We start from the raw sequence: 17850 nt of genomic DNA, 5'->3' as shown, positions 1-17850 counted from the left end.
TGGCCGAAATGCCCTGCATCGTGCTGACCACTTCCGACACCGCCGAACCGCCGCGCTCGGCCACGTCCGACGCGCTGGCCGCCAACTGGTTTGCCTGGCGTGCGTTGTCGGCGTTCTGCTTCACCGTGGCCGCCAATTGCTCCATCGACGCCGCGGTTTCTTCCAGCGACGCCGCCTGCTGCTCGGTGCGGCTGGACAGGTCCGTGTTGCCTGCGGAAATTTCGCGCGAACCCACGTTGATCTCGTCCACGCCACGGCGCACCGTCGACACCGTGCGCGACAGGCTTTCCTGCATGCGCTTGACCGCCGCCATCAACTGGCCGATCTCGTTGGTCGAATTGACGTCCACGCGCACCGTCAGGTCACCGCCCGCGATCTTGTCGAAGCTGTCGCCAACCGCGCGCAACGGACGCAGAATCACCCGGTTCATGAACAGGAAGGCGCCCAGGGCCACCACCAGGATCAGCGCGGCCAACACCAGATAAACGTAGGTCATCATCGACGCCTGGTCCCGCGCGGATTGGACCTGCCGCTCGCTGAAGGCGTTGATTTCGTTGGCAAATTCGGTCAACTGCTTGGAAAATGCGCCACTGGCAGCGCCCGCCTTGGTGTTCTTCAAGGACAGGTAAGCCGCGGCATCGCCCTTGTCCAGCGCGCCCATCATGGATTGCAGCGCTTCGGAGAAGGTGTTGAACGACGTCATCAGGTCGCCTTCAGCGGCCTTGCCCAGCGCCGTCACCTTGGGAATGGCCTTGAAGCTCTCCATCTTCTTCTTGGCATCGGCGATCAGCTGCTGCACGGTGCGCGAGTTCTCGGCCGCGCCGTTGGCGTCGCCCGCCGCGCGCTGCGCGGCGGTGATGTCGGCGCGGATCGTCGCGCGCAGCATCTGCGTGTAGGCGTCCTTGATCAGATTGCTTTGCTGGACGCTCAGGGAGTCCAGGGCATTGATCGTCTCGGCGCTGGAACGCATGCTGTTCCAGCCCAGGGCAATGGCAACCAGTGCGGCCAGGGCGACTGCCAACTGAGCGAGCATCAAGCCCGTGCGCACCTTCAGATTGCTGAACATGTTCCGATAGTTCCGGTAGTCGTTCCAGCGGCGCGCGGTGGCCGCCGGACCGTAAAAGGGGGTACTGCGTCTGCTACTGCCTGTTCAATGCACCGAGCGGGTCGTCCCGTCAGAAAGACTCCCAATCATCGTCCGCGGGCGGCGGCCGGCGGCTGGTGGACGCAGCCGGAGCGGCATCCGTGGCGCTGTCCGCGCGGGTCGCCGGACGGCGCAAGGGACGCGCCACCGTTGCTGCCGTGGCCGCGGGTTTGGGGCGGGCCACCTGAGTCTTGCGCGGCGCGGGCTTGGCAGCCTGCGCATCGCCGGCGTCCATGGCCGCCTGAGTTTCCTGGGACGATTCCGGCGCGGCGTGAGCCGCGCTTTGCGGCGCCTGCTCGGCCGGTGCCGAAGCCGGTTTGGCCAACCGAGCGGCCGGCGCCGCCGGGCGGGAGGCCTGCGCGGGTGCGCGCGGCGCAGGCATGCGCGGGGCGGCATGCTGCTGCGCCAAGGCATGGGCCGGCACTTCAATCACTTCGCCCGCATTGATCTTGAACACCGCGACCGCTTCCGCCAGACGCTGGGACTGCTCTTGCAGCGACCCTGCGGCCGCCGCGGCTTCTTCCACCAGCGCCGCGTTCTGCTGCGTCACTTCGTCCATCTGCGACACGGCCCGATTGACCTGGTCGATGCCGCTGGACTGCTCTTCGGACGCCGCCGAGATCTCGCCCATGATGTCCGTCACACGCTTGACCGATGCCACGATCTCTTGCATCGTCGCGCCCGCGCGTTCCACCTGCTGCGAACCCGCGCCCACCTTCGTGACCGAGTCTTCGATCAGGCCCTTGATTTCCTTGGCTGCCTGGGCGCTGCGCTGCGCCAGCGAACGCACTTCGCCCGCCACCACCGCAAAGCCCTTGCCCTGCTCGCCGGCACGCGCCGCTTCCACTGCCGCGTTCAGCGCCAGGATGTTCGTCTGGAAGGCGATGCCATCGATCACCGACACGATTTCAGAGATCTTGCGCGAGCTGGCCGAAATGCCCTGCATCGTGCTGACCACTTCCGACACCGCCGAACCGCCGCGTTCGGCCACGTCCGACGCGCTGGCCGCAAGCTGATTCGCCTGGCGCGCGTTGTCCGCGTTCTGCTTCACCGTGGACGCCAGTTGCTCCATCGACGCCGCGGTTTCTTCCAGCGACGCCGCCTGCTGCTCGGTGCGGCTGGACAGGTCCGTGTTGCCTGCGGAAATTTCGCGCGAACCGACGTTGATTTCATCCACGCCACGGCGCACCATCGCGACGGTGCGCGTCAGGCTTTCCTGCATGCGCTTGATGGCGCCGAACAGCTGCCCGATCTCGTTAGTGCTGCGCACCTCGATACGGCCGGTGAAGTCGCCGCCGGCGATCTTGTCGAAGTGGTCGCCCGCCTGGTGCAGCGGACGCAGCACCGTGCGGTTGATGAAGATCCAGCAGCCCAACGCCAGCACCAGCGCAATGGCCAGCAGTGCGATGGTGACCGTACGCGAGATACGGTGGTCCACTTCGGCCTGCGCCACCAGTTCGTCGGTGCGCTTATCCAGGAAATCCAGCACGCCATTGACGGCTTCCCGGAAGCCCGTATTGGCCGCGCTGCCCGCATCGTTCAGATCCAGGTATTCCTGCACCGCCATCTTGGACAATGCGGCGGCCTGACGCTTATAGACATCGTCGAACTGCTTGTAAGCCGTTTCCAGCTTGGCCACCAGCGCCTCGGATCCGGCCATGCGCGGCGCCTTGTGGAACGCGTCCAGCCACTTGGCGCCTTCCCGCATCAGGACGTCGGCGCGTTGGGTCTGCGCGTTGGCCTGCTCGGTTTTGCCTTGCTGCATGTCCATCAGGGACGAGGCCAGCAACAGACGGCCACGCAGCAGGGCCGCGTTGGCGCGATTAAGCTGGGTGCCCTGATTGGAATAGGCGGCATTGACCTGCTCCAGCTTATCGTTGCTGGAGTTCAACCCCATCCAAGCCACGCCATTGGACAGGAACATGGCGCCCGTGAAGAGCAACAGCACCAGAACGATACAGGTGCGAACTTTCAAATTGACAAGCATGAAATACCCGAGCGTTAAGCAACGTGAAACGACACTACCTACCCTGCACGCAACCACGGACGCCCCGGCCTCTAGCCAGTAGCGTCCGCAAGGGCGCAACTTTCCGCACGCGACCGGTGCGGCCTGTGGGGTCCCGCCGCTTTACTTGCGGCTGAACAGGCTGGACCCCTGAATGGTCATGAATGCCGCCGATGCGGCCTGCAGCGCCACCTGGCGCAAGGCAAGCTGGCTGGCGCCGGCGTAATAGTCCAGATCTTCCAGGTCGGACAAGGACTTGGCGTAGGTCAGGCCCTTCTTCGTGCCGGTCGCGTCCAGCGCGTCCAGCTCGTTCATGCGGGCGCCCACCGAAGCGGTCACGGTCAAGACGTTGTCGTAGCTGTTCGACAGCTTCTTGTTCGCGGTTGCCAGCGCGTTGGCCACGCGGGCCGTCGCTACCGGGTCGTCGCTGCTGGGCGTATCCAGGGCCGAGATCAGGTCGTCCAGGGTCGCGAACACGTCCATGTCGGTCGACTGGACGTTTTCAACCTTGATGACGTCGCCCGCTTTGGGCTCGCCCTTGACCGTTACCGACACGCCGCCGAAATCCACCGTGGTTCCCGGCACATAGGCCGTGGCGGGTTGGGATGCGTCCGGCACCGTGACCGGATTGCCGCCGTTGGCGTCCGTGGTCGTGACGCGAAAACCAATCGCGCCCGTGGCATCGGCTTCGAAGGTCACCGAGAAATTCTTGTCCAGATTGCCGCTGCCCGGCGTCACGGACACGGCGCTGAACTGCGCGGTGCCGGTGTTGGAGGCGGGCACCGACGCGACATACGCCTGCGAACCGGGGTTGGCGCGGCCGAAAATGTCCACGCCAAGGTCGCTGGTCGAGAGCTGACGGCTTTGGTCGACCTGGACGGTGCGTTCGCCGACCGATCCGCTGTAATTGATCTTGCCGGTGCTGTCCTTGGTGTAGGGCATGACGCTGCCGTCGTTGCCGGAGAACAGGTACAGGCCGCTACCATCGGTCGTGTTGGCCAGGCCCAGCAAGGCTTCGCGCGTGCTCTTGAGCGACGTCGACAAGGTCTGGCGGTCGCCGTCGGACAGCACGCCGCCCGCCTGGATCACGCGGGTGCATGCTTCCTGAAGCGTGTTCTTGATCGACTCCAGCGCGTTGTTTTCCTGGCCAAGATTCGTGTTGGCCGTCTGGCGGTTCATCGCGTAGGTCGAATTGATGCTTTGCGTCTGCGCCACGCCAATCGACAGCGCCGCCGACAGGGGATCATCCGCCGGCGTCAGGAACTTGCGACCGCTGCCGACTTGCTCGACCAGGCGGTTCATGTCGGATTCCTGAGAAAGCACGCCGCTCAGGCCGTTCGTGTACATCATCGTGGTGCTCAGGCGCATGGTGCGACTCCGAAATTCTTTTTAGTAATCACAGTTCAACGGTCTGATCAGCCACGCAGGCCCAACAGCGTGTCGAAAACGGTGCTGGCCACATCAATGATGCGGGCGCTGGCCTGGTATTGCTCTTGATACAGCGACAGGCTTACATATTCTTCATTCAGGTTGACGCCCGACACGGACTGCTGCGCGGCGGCCGTCTGCTTGATCAGGTTGGCCTGCGCGGTGGCGGCCGACTTGGCTTGCGCGGTCTGCACGCCCACCGTGTTCACGACCTGGCTGAACATGTCGGTGGTGCTCATCGTGCCGTGGCCCAGGACCTTGGCGGTCTGCAACTGCGCCAGCTTCAGCGCATTCTTGCCGTTCGCGTCGCCACCTGCGGCGTCGGCTGCGGCGATACGCTCCGGATCCTTGATCAACACATTGATGTCGCGGGCGGCGTCGCGGGTGGGCGACAGCGTCCACTTATCGCCGGCCTGGGGCGGCGCGCTGATCGTCAGCGTCACGCCCATCTCGTTTTCCATGTTCAGCGTCGCGTTCGGCGGCGTGCCGGTGGCCGGGCCGTTATAGACCTGGGAGCCTTCCGGCATGCGCACGACCTGGTAGTTCGTGCCGTCAAACGAGATCTCGTAGTCTTTCGCGTTGATGTTGGCCAGGTTCGTGAACTGGCCCGAAATCTGCGCGTTGCCCTTGTTCTGCGTATTCGGCACGCTCTGCGGCGACCCGATGCTGAAGAAGTCGGTGCCCGGGTTGCCGTTCTGGTCCAGGCCTTGCCGATGCTGTTCGTTGAACGACATCGCCAGGCCAACCGCCATCTGGCCCAATTGCGCCTGCATCAGGTCCAGCGACGACGAGCGGAATTGCAACAGGCCGCCCAGCTTGCCGCCGGTGACGTCGCCATCAGCCAGTTCCACCGACACCGTCTTGCCGGCGCCTGCCGGCAGGGTGTAGGCCACCACGGTGCGGCTGGCGTCCTTGGTCGACGGCACGGCTTGCAGCGGGTAGACAGTGGTGCCCGACAGCAGCGCCTGACCGCCCTTGGTCAACGAGATATTGATCTTGTCGCCCTGCTCGTAGGTGGTGACGCCCACAAGCTGGTTCAGTTCAGCCACCGCCAGGTCGCGCTGGTCGAGCAGATCGTTGGGGGGGCCGTTGCCAGCCTTGCCGGTGGCCAACGAAATTTGCGTGTTCAGATCGTCGATGCGGGTCAGGTAGCTGTTGACCTGTTCGACCGTCGCCGTGATCTGCGTGTTCAGGCCTTCGCGCTGATTCTGCATTTCCGCGTAGGCCGAGCGGATCTGGGTGGTCAGGCTGTTCGCTTTGCCCAGCAGATCCTGGCGCGCGGCCGGATCGGCGGGCTTGCTGGCCACCGTGTTCATGCTGGTGAAGAAATTGGTCAGGCCCGGGGCGATACCGACGGTGCGATCCGCGAACAGGTTGTTGATCTGCGAAACCTGGTCAAGCTGGGTCTGCAACTGGGCGCCGCTGCCCTGCGCGCCGACCAGCTGCTTGTACAAGAAGCTGTCGTAGCTACGCACGACGGTGTCGACCTGGACGCCGCGGCCGATGTAACCGTTGCTGGTGGCTTGCGCGCCCGCGGTGGACGTCATGACGCGCTGACGGTTGTAGCCGACCGTGGTGGCATTGTTGATGTTGTGGCTGGTGGTGGCCAAACCCGCTTGAGCGGCGTTCAGCCCGCCCAATGCCGTTTTATACAAATTCATGCTGACAATGCCCCGTGTGTAACCGCAGCTGTTATCTCTGGATACTCCATTAACGGCAGGAGATCATCCAAATTTAGAGTCCTTCCAACATCTGGCGAGAATTTTCCACGCGGGATGCCGCACCGCGTAGCTGGCCCATGATGCCGATCAGTTTCTGTGCGTAGCGTGGGTCGGTCGCATAGCCGGCGTCCTGAATCTTGCGCGCGGCGTCGATCTCGTTGCGGGCCTGCGTAACCGCTTCGTAGCGCGGGCTGTTGCCGATCAAGCGTGCATAGTCCGAGAACGATTCTTCATAGGACGCGTAGGCGCGGAAGGGTTGCGTCACCTTTTTAGCGACGCCGTCTTCGTACTCGGTGGTGAGCACATTGACGACCTTGCCCTTCCAGCTGGCGCCCGCCTTGATGCCGAACAGGTTGTAGCTGGTGCTGCCGTCGGCATGCTTGATTTCGCGCTTGCCCCAGCCGGATTCCAGCGCCGCCTGGCCCATGATGAGGCGGGCCGGTACGCCGCTTTGCTGCGACGCCAGATTGGCCGCGCGCGACATCTTCGACACGAAGTCCACCACGTGTTCGGGCGCGCCTTCGGCGGCGGCCAACGCGCGGTCGCTGGCGCGGTTGTTGCGCATCACGTTCAGCAGCGCCGACACTTCGCGCGAGCCGCCCGTGCGGAAATCCAGGTCGCCGCCCTGCCCGATCGCCCGGACGGCGTCGTCGGACACGTCGGCGGGCTTGCCCTGCTGCATCTGCGCCAGGATGGACTGCGACAGCCCGATCCCCGGCGTCGCCAGGTGCAGGGCCAACTGCTCGTCCGCCATGGATTGCAGCATCTGCGTCTGCTGCGAGTCGAACAGCCCTTCCTTGGGCGTTGCCTCGCGCATGCGCTTGACCATCATCTGCAGGAACAGGGCCTCGAACTGCTTGGCGACCTGTTTCTGCTGATCCGTGCCCTCGGGGTCTTTCTTGACGTCCCGCTTCAGGTCCGACAGGCGGCCCATGTCGAACACTGAATCTTGCCGGGAGGCGCCCCGGGACGCGTCGTTTGCGACAGCCATCGTCAGATGATTTCCAGTTCGGCGCGCAAGGCGCCCGCGGTCTTCATGGCCTGAAGGATGGCCAGCAGATCCTGAGGCGTCGCGCCCAAAGCGTTCAAGCCCTTGACCACGTCAGCCAGATTGGCGCTGGTGCTCACGCGCTGCAGCGAGCCATTGTCCTGGCGCACTTCGATCTGGGTATTGGGCACCACCACCGTCTGGCCTTCCGTGAAAGGCGTATCCGGTTGCGATACCTGGTTCTGGCGGTTGATGATGACCGACAGGTTGCCATGCGCCACGGCCGCCTCTTCGATCATGACGGTGCGGTTCATGACGACCGAACCGGTGCGCGCGTTGATGATGACCTTGGCCACCGTCGGCGCGCGCGCCACTTGCAGGTCTTCGACCAGCGACAGGAAACGCGCTTGCGACGCCTGTTCCATCGGCGTGCGCACCTGCACCACCCGGCCATCCAGCGCCGTGGCCGTGCCCTGGCCGAACTTCCTGTTCAATGCCGTCGCCACGTTCTGCGCCGTGCCGAAGTCCGTATTGTTCAGTTCCACGTGAATGTAGCCGTCGCGCGAAAACGTGGTGGGCACGCCGCGTTCGACGATGGCGCCCGCGCTGATGCGGCCGCCGTTCAACTGGTTGATCTGCACGCTGGAGCCGCCCGCCGAAGCGCCCGCGCCGCCCACCAGGATGTTGCCCTGGGCAATGGCGTAGACCTGGCTATCCGCACCCTTCAGGGGCGTCATCAGCAGCGTGCCGCCGCGCAGGCTCTTCGCGTTACCCATCGACGACACCACCACGTCCAGCGTCTGGCCGGGCCGGGCGAACGCCGGCAGCGTGGTCGTGACCATGACCGCCGCCACGTTCTTCAACTGCATGTTGCTGCCTGCGGGCACCGTGATGCCCAGCTGCGACAGCATGTTGGTCAGGCTTTGCTGCGTGAACGGCGTCTGACGCACCTGGTCGCCGCTGCCATCCAGGCCCACGACCAGGCCATAACCGATCAACTGGTTGCCGCGCACGCCCTGGATCGTCGCCAGGTCCTTGAGCCGTTCGGCCTGGGCCGCGCCGGCGCCGGCCACGAGTCCGACCGCCACGCAGACGCGTGCGAACAGGGACAGCAAGGCGGATATCGGGGTCGGTTGTGTCATAGTCAGAACGGCGAAGCGATCAGGAAGAAGCGTTGCAGCCAGCCCATGGTCTGGACTTCGTCCATGACGCCCTTGCTGCGGTACTCGATGCGGGCGTCGGCCACCTGGGTGGACGACACGGTGTTCGTTCCGGTAATGGAACGCGGATCCACCACCCCGGCGAAGCGCACGTACTCGCTTCCGCGGTTGATGGCGATCTGCTTTTCGCCGGCCACTTGCAGGTTGCCGTTGGACATCACGCCCACGACCGTCGTGGTGATGGTGCCGGTAAACGCGTTGTTGGCCGTGCTGTCGCCCTTGCCTTGCGCGACGTTGCCGCCCTTGGCGTCGGTATTCAGGTTCGCGCCCGCCCAACTGTCCATGAACGACGGCGCCGCGGCGATGCCGAGCGTGGCCGATCCGGTACGGTTCGTGTTGGTGGCCACATTCTTGGACGCATTCGTCCGCTCGTTCAGCACGATGGTGACGATGTCGCCCACGTTGCGCGGCCGGCGGTCCTCGAACAGGGGATAGTTGCCGTAGGTGGTCGGCTGATAGATCGACCCCGTAGGTTGCGCCAAGGGCATCGGCGGCGGCGGCGGCGCCGCCGTCGTCGGCCCGGTCACGATGGGCTCGGGCGGGATCATGGCGCAACCGGCCGCCAGCATCGCCAGCGCCGCAACAAATACCAGACGCAGGACAGACATGGGCATCACAGTTGGGACAGGCGGGCCAGCATCTCGTCAGAGGTCTTGACGGCCTTGCTGTTCATTTCGTAGGCGCGTTGCGTGGTGATCATGTTGACCAGCTCTTCGGCAACGTTCACGTTGGACGTTTCCACGTAGTTCTGCATGATCGACCCTGCGCCATCCACGCCGGGCTGCAGCAGGTTGGCCGGACCCGACGCGTCGGTTTCCAGGTACAGGTTTTCGCCGATGCTCTGCAGGCCGGTGGGGTTGATGAACGTGGCGATCTGCAATTGGCCGATCTGCACGTTCACGCCCGCGGCGCCGGGCTGCGTCACCGAGACGATGCCGTCCTTGCCAATCGAGATCGACAGCGCGTTGTCGGGCACGTTCATCGGCGGCTGGATCACATAGCCGCTGACGGTCGTCAGCTGGCCGTTCTGATCGCGCTGCAAGGCGCCGTCGCGCGTGTACGCCTGGGTGCCGTCGGGCAGTTCGATCTGCAGGAAGCCCCGGCCGTTGATGGCGATGTCCATTTCGCCGCCGGTATTGTTCAGGTTGCCCGACGTGTGGATGCGCTCGGTGGCGGCCACGCGCGCGCCCGTGCCCAGCTGCAGGCCGGACGGCAGTTGCGTGGCGTCGCCCACTTGGGCGCCGGGCTGGCGCAGCGTCTGGTACATCAGGTCCTGGAACACGGCGCGGCCGCGCTTGAACCCGTTGGTGGAGACGTTGGCCAGGTTGTTGGAAATCACGTCCATGGAAGTCTGTTGACCTTCCAGGCCCGTTTTGGCAATCCACAACGAACGCATCATGATGAAGTACTCCTGGTGCCGCGGCCTGGCCGCGCGCGAAAATTGTTTAAATCAACCCGCTGGATCAGCCGACGGACAGAATCCCGTTGGCGCGCTCGGCGTTGCGATCCGACTGCTGGACCACCTGCATCTGCTGCTCGAACCGGCGCGCGTTTTCGATCATGCCCACCATCACCTTCATGGGATTGGTGTTGCTGCCTTCCAGCACGCCGGACAGCACGCGCAAGCTGGGGTCGGCGGGCACGGGCGGCGCAGGCTGTCCGTTCACCGGCGCCATGCGGAACACGCCGTCGTCGCCATGCACCAGTTGCGCATTGTTCGGGTTCGCCAGCTTGATACGGCCCAGGTTCAGGATGTTGTTCGGGCCGTCGCCCGCGCCGATGGCCGTGATCGTGCCGTCCGACGTGATCGTTAGCGCGGCCTGGTCCGGCACATCGATGGGGCCGCCCTGGTCGGACAGCACCGGCTGGCCCAGCGAGGTCTGCAACAGGCCGTTGATGCCAACCTGCAGGCTGCCGCCACGGGTGTAGGCCTCGCCCTGCGGCGTCTGCACCGCGATCCAGCCGCTTTCGCTAGCCAGCGCCACGTCCAGGTCCCGGCCCGTGGTCTGCATGGTGCCCATCTGAAAGCTGTTGCCGGGCGTGGACGCCACCGTCGAAACACGCGTAGGCAGGCTCACCCCGTCCGTCATCGGAACCGACCGGTACAGCGCGATCTGCTCGCGGAACCCCGTCGTGTTCACGTTGGCCATATTGTTGGCCAGCGCAGCCTGATGCTCAGTGATACGCGCTGCGCCATTCATGGCGGTGTAGATGATTCGATCCATTGCCTATTCCGTCGGTGTCGTCGCGAGCCTGTCGGGCTTTACTTCAGGTTCATCAGGACTTGCATGATTTCGTCCTGGGTCTTGATGGTTTGCGAGTTGGCCTGATAAGTGCGCTGGGCGATGATCATGTTCACCAGCTCTTTGCTCATGTCGACGTTGGACGCTTCCGTCGCCTGACCCACCACCTTGGACAGGCCATTGGTGCCGGGCTGGCCCAGGATGGGCTGGCCGGACGCCGCCGTTTCGATCCACGCGTTGTTGCCCACGGGCTGCAAGCCCTGCAGGTTCGAGAAGTCGGCCAGCACGATGGTGCCGACGATTTGCGTTTCGCCGTTGGTGTAGCTGGCGACCAGGCTGCCGTCGCCGCCGATGTTGATGCCGCTGAATTCGCCGGACGTGTAGCCGTCGGGTTTGGCGACCAGCTTGTAGTTGCCGCCGTACTGCGTCGTACCGGTGTAGTTCATGGCGATGCTGAGCGGATCGGCCGGGGTGGTGGCGCCACCGGGCTGCGCGAAGCTCAGGGTCACGACCGGGGCGCTGGTCAACGCGCCGGCGTTGTTGAACGTGAACTTCTGCGGATTGCCCCACGTACCGCCCAGCTCGGTGGTCGGCGCCATCGCCTTGCCGTCCATCGTGTAGTACACGTCATAGACGCTGCCGGACGCATCGGCCGGGCGCTTCACGAAGTACTGCATCACCTGGTGCGAGTTGCCCAGCGAGTCGAACACCGTCATGGGCGACGCGTTGGTGTAGCTGTTGGAGACCGTCGGGTCGAACGGACGGCCGATTTCCGTCACGGCGGCGGTGTAGTCCTGGTAGCCGGCGACCTGCGTCAGGTCGCCGCCCGTCACGGCGCCCGTGCCGTCCACGGTGATCAGGTTGGGCGCGGCGCCATAGGTGCCTGCCGGCGGCGGGGTCACCCAGGTCAAGGTGCCAATCGCGCTACGCGTGAAGGTGTACTGCGTGGCGGGCGAAGGCGGCGTGGTGCCCGTCAGGGTGACCGAACCGTTGACCGCCGGCGACGTGATCGTGTCGGTGGTGTAGATAACCTTGGCGTTTGCGTCCAGGTTGGCCACCGTCGTGCCCGTGGCGGTCGCCTGGGGCGCCACGTTGGCGGTCGGCAACTGCAGCTCGGTCGGGTTCGCACCGATGGCGCCTGCCGGGTAGCCCGTCATGCGGTAGCCCTGGGCGTTCACGATGAAGTTGTTCTTGTCGACCAGGAATTCGCCGTTGCGGGTGTACATCACCGCGCCGCTCTGGTCCGTGACGCGGAACATGCCCTTCGCGCCGTCGATGGCGATGTCGTATTCGCCGCCGCCGCCCTGCACGGTACCCACCGCGAAGCGCTGACTGATCGCCGCCACCTTGACGCCCAGGCCCACGCGCGAACTGGCGTAGACGTCAGCGAACGACGCGGTCGACGACTTGAAGCCGACCGTGCCGGAGTTGGCGATGTTGTTGCCGATCACGTCCAGGTTCTGCGATGCGGCATTCAAGCCGCTCAATCCTTGTCCGAAGCCCATGTTTTCTCTCGCTAATCTATATATCTAGTGAAGCCGCCGCGCATGCGCCAGCGCCGATTCAAATCCGCCCGGTTCAGGCGCCGATCACCTTACGCACGTCCAGCATGCTGGTCTGGCCGTCCAGGCCCAGGTCCAGACGCAAGCCGTTAGTGGAATACGCCACGCTCTTGACCTGGCCGTAGCTCAGCACTTCCGCATTCACCTTCTTGCCATCGCCATCGGTGGCCAACACCGACACGGTGTACGCGCCGGCGTCCAACGCCACGCCGCTGTCGTTCTTGCCATCCCAGTTCAGGGTGTAGACACCCGTCTTCTGCTCGCCCATTTCAATGGTGCGCACGACGGCGCCATTCGAATCCGAGATGCGGACTTGCACCTTTTGCGCATCGCCTTGCAGGTCCAGGCCATAAGGCGTGACCACGCGTTCGGCGGCGTTATCGCTGTCCACGCCGACTTTGACCTTGGAGCCCGGGATCAGCACGCCCTTGCCGATCATCGCCACGGCGTTCATCGATTGCGACACATCGATCTGGCCGCTGATGGCCAGCATGGTGTTCTTCAGGTTGGTGATGCCTTCCACCGTGGAGATCTGCGCCAGCTGCGAGGTCAGCTCGGCGTTCTGCATCGGGTTCAGCGGATCCTGGTTCTGCAGTTGCGTCACCAGCAGCTTCAGGAACTGATCCTGCAAGCCCTGCGCCGTGCTGGAGCCGTTGGCGCCGCTTTGCGCCAGGCCCAGGCCGGTGGTGCTCGTGTTTTGGTCGACGGTGGTCATGGATTCACTCTGTCAAGAAATTAGGATTGACCGATGGTCAGCGTCTTCTGCATCAACGCCTTGGCGGTATTGAGCACCTCGACGTTCGCCTGGTAGGACCGCGATGCCGCGATCATGTTGACCGTCTCGGCCACCGGGTCGACGTTGGGCATGCTGATATAGCCCTGGGCATCAGCCAGCGGATGCTTGGGGTCGTAAACCTGTTTCAGGGGCGACGGGTCCTGGATGACGCCGGCCACGCGCACGCCGCCGATCTCTTGCCCCAACGCCTGGCCGGCCGCCGGGTTGACCTGGAACACGACCTGGCGGGCGCGATACGGCTGGCCGTCCGGACCCACGACGCTGTCGGCGTTGGCCATGTTGCTGGCCGACACGTTCATGCGCTGCGATTGCGCGCTGAGCGCCGAACCGGCGATATCGAAAATGCTCAACAAGGACATTGCCTGTCGCTCCCTTTATGGATCAATCCTGAATAGCGGTCTGCATGGTCCGGATACGGCCGGAGATCATCTGCATCGTGCTCTGGTAGTGCAAGGTGTTGTCGGCGAACTGCACGCGCTCGATATCCATGTCCACCGTGTTGCCGTCCATGCTGGGCTGGTACGGCAGGCGGAACAGCAGCTCGGTCGGCCCCTGGGACACGGCCTTGGCCGGAATATGGCGCGCCGAGGTCAGCGCCAGCGACGTGTCCTGCAGGCGCATGGAGCCTTCCATGGCCGTCTGCATCGCGGCCTTGAAGTCAAAGTCGCGGGCCTTGTAGTTGGGCGTGTCGGCGTTGGCGATGTTCGACGACAGCACTTCCTGACGCTGCGCGCGCAGCCCCAGGGCCTGCTGGTAGAACCGGAAATCTTCGTTAAGCCTGTCTAGCATCGTGGCGCCTTCGTGCGTTGCAATACGGATAGAGCAAGGGACTTCGGACACACCGTTATCCCATTGGATGACGGCATCATAGGGGCCGGCGGCAAAACACAATCAGCCAAATAACCCGCCATTTCTCATCCAATTCACGTATTGCCGAACGCGGCGGACTCCTACAATTCATTCATCATGAAAATCTCCGCACGACATCTCCGCGCGCGCGCCGGCTGCCTGATCGCGTTGACCCTGGCCTGCCTCGGGGCCGCCCAGGCGCAGGAAGCCGCCAGCCAGGCGCCCGAGGCGATCGCGGTCGCGGCGCAGAGCTATCTGCTTGACCAGCTGGCCGGGCTGCCCGGACAGCCGGCCGTCTCCATCGACCCGCCGCGCGCCGAACGCCTGACGCCCTGCGATGCCATGTCCCCGTTTATGCCCTCCGGCATGAAACTGCGGTCCCGCATGACGGTCGGCGTGCGCTGCAACGCGCCCAAGCCCTGGACCACTTATGTGCAGGCGACCGTCAGCGTCCCCGGCTACTATTACGTCGCGTCGCGGATGATCTCGGCCGGACAGGCCTTGACGCCGAACGACCTTTCCCCCCGGGACGGCGACCTGGTTTCGCTTCCCCCCGGGGCCATCACCGACCCGCAGACCGTCGTCGGCATGACGGCCGCCTACCGCATCAACGCCGGGCAACCGGTCCGAGGGTCGTCCCTGCGCAATGCGCAATCGGTCGTGCGCGGCTCGAACGTCCGGATCAATGCGCGCGGCAACGGTTTCGTGGTCAGCAGCGAAGGCCAGGCGATGGACAATGCCGCGCCCGGCGCGATGGTCCAGGTGCGAACAGGCAACGGCCAGGTGGTCAGCGGCGTGGTTCGGAATGCGGGGTTGGTTGAAATACAACTGTAGGCAATGTTACAAATCGCGGTGCACCCGCCGATGGCCTGCCCTAAAGTTCGTTCCGGCCCTGCCGTTACAGAGACATAAGTAGGCGGATCCGTCGCAAACCGACCCAGGACGCCCTGCGGAGAAAACCTTGAAAATCAATTCGACCCCCAATCGGCCCATTTCCGCCGACACCGTTGCCCAACGCCAGGATTCCGCGTTGGCACAGGCGTATGGCGCCAGCAATGGCAGCGGCTCCAGCAGCTCGCAAGTGGCGCTGAGCTCGGCGTCGCGCAAGATGCTGGCCCTGCAAGACGGTTCGAACGACATCAATGTCGAGCGCGTGGCCGCCATTCGCGCCGCGATTGCCTCGGGCCAATTGAAGATCGATACCGGCAAGATCGCCGACAGCCTGATTGCCAGCGCCCGTGATCTGCTGAAGTAAGCCTCCGTTCACCGCCCTACCGCCTTCAAAGCATGACCATGACCCCCGTCGATTCCCTTCAGTCCTGCATGCGGCAGGAAGATGCCCTGATCACCGAGTTCTCCTCCATTCTGGAAGAAGAGACCGAAGTGCTGGTGGGCCCTGGGAACGTCGGCGCGCTGCAGGCCATCACCGAACGCAAGGGGCGCATCGCCCAGCAGCTGGTTGACCTGAGCGCAATCCGCGACGGCCTGCTGTCTGAAATCGGCCTGCCCATTGGGCATGCCGGCACCGAACAGGCCGCCGTGCTGCACCCGCAGTTGTCCGGCATCTGGCAGGCCCTGCTGACCAAGTCCGCGTCGGCCAATGAGATCAATATGCGCAACGGCGCCCTGATCGACGTGCACCTGCGCTATACCCAGCAATCGCTGGATGCGCTGCGCAACATCAATGGCGTGGGCGTCGCCACCACCTATGACGCGCATGGCCGCGGCGCCCGTGGCACGCCGGGACGCAAGCCGATCGTGGCGGGCTGACCGCCCCACTGGCACCCGGCCATGAAAAAGGCGGCGCAATGCGCCGCCTTTTTCATACCGGTAACATCCGGGACATCACGCGCCGCCCGTCATCTCCAGCATCGCGAACATTTTCAAGATCGCCACCGGCAGCATGCGGCCCGACAGCTTGCGTTCCGAGCCCACGATGCCCGACAGCGGTCCGCGCACCACATCGGCGGATGGCGAATGCGCCATCTGCCAGCAAGCGGCGCCCAACTGGCCGGCCATCAGAGACTGGCGCGCGAGCGTATGCGCGCCATCGACGGCAGGCAGCGCCTGCCACGCATTGGCCATATAGCGAAAGCCCGCGCGCGCCTCGTCCTGCAGCACCAGCCAACGCGCCACGGTGGCGGCATCGGCTTGCGCCGCCGGCAAGCTCGTCAAGCCAAACAACTGCGCGGCGATCTCGCCGCTGTCCGTATCGATCAAGCGGGCGCACACCAGACGGATCGGCGCCCCGCCGCTCTTGCCGGGCAAGGCCACTTCGGTGCCCGACGCCCACAGCGCCAGCGGCACGCGCTTGCCGCCCTTGTCGGCCAGCAGGCCGGGCATGTCGCCCGGTTGGCCTACCGGCAGGTAGCCGACGCTTTTGCCGACGGCGTTCAGGTTCGTGGGGCATTCGTCCTGGATCACGCGCATGCCACCCGCGCAGCGCGCCACCCACGACACGCCCTGCCCGTTCAGTGACTGCCACAGGCCGGACGTGCCGGCCTCCAGCATGTGCACCAGCGGCAAACGCGGCAACTGCTCACCCAGCCAGCGCACGCGGGATTCCAGCGCCAGGCCGGCATCGGGCTGGCCCGGCGCGGCAGGCGCAAACGACGTCAGCATGCCGTGCGCCAACGCCAACTGTTGCGCGGGCGCAGCCAGCGCGGCACCGCGATCGCTCATCAGCAAAGCGCCGAACAACGTGCCGCCGGGCAGGCCTTCGCCCTTCATCGTGGTCTTGCCATGCACGACCAGCAAGTGGCGGTGGCAGGCGGCGGAGAATTCTCGCCGTACCATCGCCAGCGGCGCGTCGCCCAAAGCCGCCAGGCTGGCGCCCGCGCCATCGGCCACATACTCGCGCCAGGACGCGCGCGCTTGCGCGCACGCCGGATCGCTGTCCAGCATCGAGATCGTGTCATCCAGGTTCTGCGCGGCCGTGATCGAGGCCGAACCGCCCTGCGGACGCAGGATCGCCGAGGCCAGCAACTGCCGGCGGCGAGCCGGATCCACCGCCTCGGCCTCGCGGGCGGCCGGCGCCAGGGACGCCAGGTCGGCCTCGCTGGGCGTGTACAGCGCCCGCGCGCGCTCGACCATCGCGAACGCGCGGTCGATCAGCACGTCGGCACGTGCCAGTTCCATGTGCTCGGGCACCTTTTGCCCGACCGACATGTAATGGATCGGCAGCCGGTGGCGGATCGCCGTGTCCAGCGCCGCGCCCAGGCGCGTGGCCTCGTCCAGCTTCGTGATGATGCAGCCGGCCACGTCCTCGCCCACGCCGTTGCGGTACGCATGGGCCACTTCGTCCAGCGTGTCGCCCTGGCTGGCGGCGTTCAACACCAACAGGCGGCGCACCGGCTTGCCGGCGTTGCACAGCATGGCGGCCTGCTCGGCCACGAGGCGATCGCGCTGGCTGATACCCGTGGTGTCGATCAGCACGATCTTGCGGTTGCCCAGTTCCGCCAGGATGCGGCGCAGCTCGGCGGCATCCCGCACGGAGTGCGCGGGCACGCCCATCAGCCGGCCGTAGATCTGCAACTGTTCAAGCGCGCCGATCCGGAACAGGTCCGTGGTCAGCATCGCAACCTGATCACGGCCCTCTCGCGCCACGCACCGGGCGGCCAATTTTGCCAGCGTCGTGGTCTTGCCAACGCCGGTCGGGCCCACCAGCGCGTACACGCCGCCGGCCAGGAATTCATCTTCGGACGCGACGACCGGCAAGTGCGTCATCAGTTCGTTGCGCGCCCAGGCTTGCGCGGCGTCGGCCCCCATGCCTTGGGGAAGGCGTTCCACCAAGGTGCGGACCAGCTTCGTGCTGAAGCCCGCGTCCAGCAGGCTGCGGAACAGCGCGGCGGCCGCGGGTTCGCGGCCTGATCCCGCCCGCCCGCCCCACAGCAG

General features: G+C 65.1%; 17 protein-coding genes. 3 read left to right on the top strand and 14 right to left on the bottom strand.

The window, feature by feature from the left end:
• From CQ050_RS30075 to flgB, 13 genes are all read right to left on the bottom strand, one after another.
• Positions 1-1066: Tar ligand binding domain-containing protein (locus tag CQ050_RS30075; RefSeq protein WP_146121078.1), on the bottom strand; the 1066-nt coding region annotated here is incomplete at its 3' end.
• Between the two features lie 109 nt (positions 1067-1175).
• Entirely contained in the window at positions 1176-3131 is a 1956-nt protein-coding gene (locus CQ050_RS30070; RefSeq protein ID WP_105560486.1) for a methyl-accepting chemotaxis protein, read from the bottom strand.
• A gap of 141 nt (positions 3132-3272) precedes the next feature.
• The gene (gene flgL, locus CQ050_RS30065) at positions 3273-4517 is read right to left on the bottom strand and encodes a flagellar hook-associated protein FlgL (protein WP_105560485.1); all 1245 of its coding nucleotides are present in this window, start codon (positions 4515-4517) and stop codon (positions 3273-3275) included.
• A gap of 47 nt (positions 4518-4564) precedes the next feature.
• Positions 4565-6238, bottom strand: a complete 1674-nt coding sequence (gene flgK / locus CQ050_RS30060) for a flagellar hook-associated protein FlgK (protein ID WP_105560484.1) — start codon at positions 6236-6238, stop codon at positions 4565-4567.
• 73 nt (positions 6239-6311) lie between these two features.
• A complete protein-coding gene (flgJ, locus tag CQ050_RS30055; RefSeq protein ID WP_105560483.1) occupies positions 6312-7289 on the bottom strand; it encodes a flagellar assembly peptidoglycan hydrolase FlgJ in 978 nt (325 codons plus the stop codon).
• A gap of 2 nt (positions 7290-7291) precedes the next feature.
• Positions 7292-8428, bottom strand: coding sequence for a flagellar basal body P-ring protein FlgI (locus CQ050_RS30050; RefSeq protein ID WP_105560482.1), 1137 nt, complete (start codon positions 8426-8428; stop codon positions 7292-7294).
• Between the two features lie 2 nt (positions 8429-8430).
• The gene (locus CQ050_RS30045) at positions 8431-9120 is read right to left on the bottom strand and encodes a flagellar basal body L-ring protein FlgH (protein WP_105560481.1); all 690 of its coding nucleotides are present in this window, start codon (positions 9118-9120) and stop codon (positions 8431-8433) included.
• On the bottom strand, positions 9120-9905 hold the full coding sequence (flgG, locus tag CQ050_RS30040; protein WP_105560480.1) for a flagellar basal-body rod protein FlgG: 786 nt from the start codon (positions 9903-9905) through the stop codon (positions 9120-9122). The genes CQ050_RS30045 and flgG overlap by 1 nt, the downstream gene beginning before the upstream one ends.
• A 64-nt stretch (positions 9906-9969) precedes the next feature.
• A complete protein-coding gene (locus CQ050_RS30035; protein WP_105560479.1) occupies positions 9970-10731 on the bottom strand; it encodes a flagellar basal body rod protein FlgF in 762 nt (253 codons plus the stop codon).
• A gap of 38 nt (positions 10732-10769) precedes the next feature.
• On the bottom strand, positions 10770-12254 hold the full coding sequence (locus CQ050_RS30030) for a flagellar hook-basal body complex protein (RefSeq protein WP_105560478.1): 1485 nt from the start codon (positions 12252-12254) through the stop codon (positions 10770-10772).
• 73 nt (positions 12255-12327) lie between these two features.
• Positions 12328-13026: a flagellar hook capping FlgD N-terminal domain-containing protein gene (locus CQ050_RS30025; protein ID WP_105560477.1), complete on the bottom strand. Its 699-nt coding sequence runs from the start codon at positions 13024-13026 to the stop codon at positions 12328-12330.
• A 20-nt stretch (positions 13027-13046) separates the two neighbouring features.
• Complete coding sequence (flgC, locus tag CQ050_RS30020; RefSeq protein ID WP_006224593.1) at positions 13047-13466, bottom strand: flagellar basal body rod protein FlgC; 420 nt, start codon at positions 13464-13466, stop codon at positions 13047-13049.
• A 22-nt stretch (positions 13467-13488) separates the two neighbouring features.
• A complete protein-coding gene (gene flgB, locus CQ050_RS30015; protein WP_105560476.1) occupies positions 13489-13896 on the bottom strand; it encodes a flagellar basal body rod protein FlgB in 408 nt (135 codons plus the stop codon).
• Positions 13897-14073: 177 nt separating this feature from the next.
• Here flgB and flgA point away from each other — a divergent pair, with 177 nt between their 5' ends.
• The 3 genes from flgA to CQ050_RS30000 all read left to right on the top strand — a co-directional run bounded on the left by flgA (position 14074) and on the right by CQ050_RS30000 (position 15726).
• Positions 14074-14790 (top strand): flagellar basal body P-ring formation chaperone FlgA, encoded by a 717-nt coding sequence (gene flgA / locus CQ050_RS30010; protein ID WP_105560488.1) that lies wholly within the window; start codon positions 14074-14076, stop codon positions 14788-14790.
• 127 nt (positions 14791-14917) lie between these two features.
• Positions 14918-15211: a flagellar biosynthesis anti-sigma factor FlgM gene (flgM, locus tag CQ050_RS30005; protein WP_105560475.1), complete on the top strand. Its 294-nt coding sequence runs from the start codon at positions 14918-14920 to the stop codon at positions 15209-15211.
• A 38-nt stretch (positions 15212-15249) separates the two neighbouring features.
• Positions 15250-15726: a flagella synthesis protein FlgN gene (locus CQ050_RS30000; protein WP_105560487.1), complete on the top strand. Its 477-nt coding sequence runs from the start codon at positions 15250-15252 to the stop codon at positions 15724-15726.
• 75 nt (positions 15727-15801) lie between these two features.
• Here the strand turns inward: CQ050_RS30000 and flhF are convergent.
• Positions 15802-17850: flagellar biosynthesis protein FlhF (gene flhF / locus CQ050_RS29995; protein WP_105560474.1), on the bottom strand; the 2049-nt coding region annotated here is incomplete at its 5' end.

Origin of the sequence: Achromobacter sp. MYb9 (assembly GCF_002975275.1) — a bacterium.
Lineage (GTDB): Bacteria > Pseudomonadota > Gammaproteobacteria > Burkholderiales > Burkholderiaceae_B > Achromobacter.
This window is presented reverse-complemented; position numbering and strand designations above follow the sequence as displayed.

Excerpts from the sequence above, each read along its gene's own strand:
- CQ050_RS30070 (WP_105560486.1), bottom strand. The coding sequence starts at position 3,131 with ATGCTTGTCAATTTGAAAGTTCGCACCTGTATCGTTCTGGTGCTGTTG.
- flgL (WP_105560485.1), bottom strand. The coding sequence starts at position 4,517 with ATGCGCCTGAGCACCACGATGATGTACACGAACGGCCTGAGCGGCGTG.
- flgK (WP_105560484.1), bottom strand. The coding sequence starts at position 6,238 with ATGAATTTGTATAAAACGGCATTGGGCGGGCTGAACGCCGCTCAAGCG.
- flgJ (WP_105560483.1), bottom strand. The coding sequence starts at position 7,289 with ATGGCTGTCGCAAACGACGCGTCCCGGGGCGCCTCCCGGCAAGATTCA.
- CQ050_RS30050 (WP_105560482.1), bottom strand. The coding sequence starts at position 8,428 with ATGACACAACCGACCCCGATATCCGCCTTGCTGTCCCTGTTCGCACGC.
- CQ050_RS30045 (WP_105560481.1), bottom strand. The coding sequence starts at position 9,120 with ATGCCCATGTCTGTCCTGCGTCTGGTATTTGTTGCGGCGCTGGCGATG.
- flgG (WP_105560480.1), bottom strand. The coding sequence starts at position 9,905 with ATGATGCGTTCGTTGTGGATTGCCAAAACGGGCCTGGAAGGTCAACAG.
- CQ050_RS30035 (WP_105560479.1), bottom strand. The coding sequence starts at position 10,731 with ATGGATCGAATCATCTACACCGCCATGAATGGCGCAGCGCGTATCACT.
- CQ050_RS30030 (WP_105560478.1), bottom strand. The coding sequence starts at position 12,254 with ATGGGCTTCGGACAAGGATTGAGCGGCTTGAATGCCGCATCGCAGAAC.
- CQ050_RS30025 (WP_105560477.1), bottom strand. The coding sequence starts at position 13,026 with ATGACCACCGTCGACCAAAACACGAGCACCACCGGCCTGGGCCTGGCG.
- flgC (WP_006224593.1), bottom strand. The coding sequence starts at position 13,466 with ATGTCCTTGTTGAGCATTTTCGATATCGCCGGTTCGGCGCTCAGCGCG.
- flgB (WP_105560476.1), bottom strand. The coding sequence starts at position 13,896 with ATGCTAGACAGGCTTAACGAAGATTTCCGGTTCTACCAGCAGGCCCTG.
- flgA (WP_105560488.1), top strand. The coding sequence starts at position 14,074 with ATGAAAATCTCCGCACGACATCTCCGCGCGCGCGCCGGCTGCCTGATC.
- CQ050_RS30000 (WP_105560487.1), top strand. The coding sequence starts at position 15,250 with ATGACCCCCGTCGATTCCCTTCAGTCCTGCATGCGGCAGGAAGATGCC.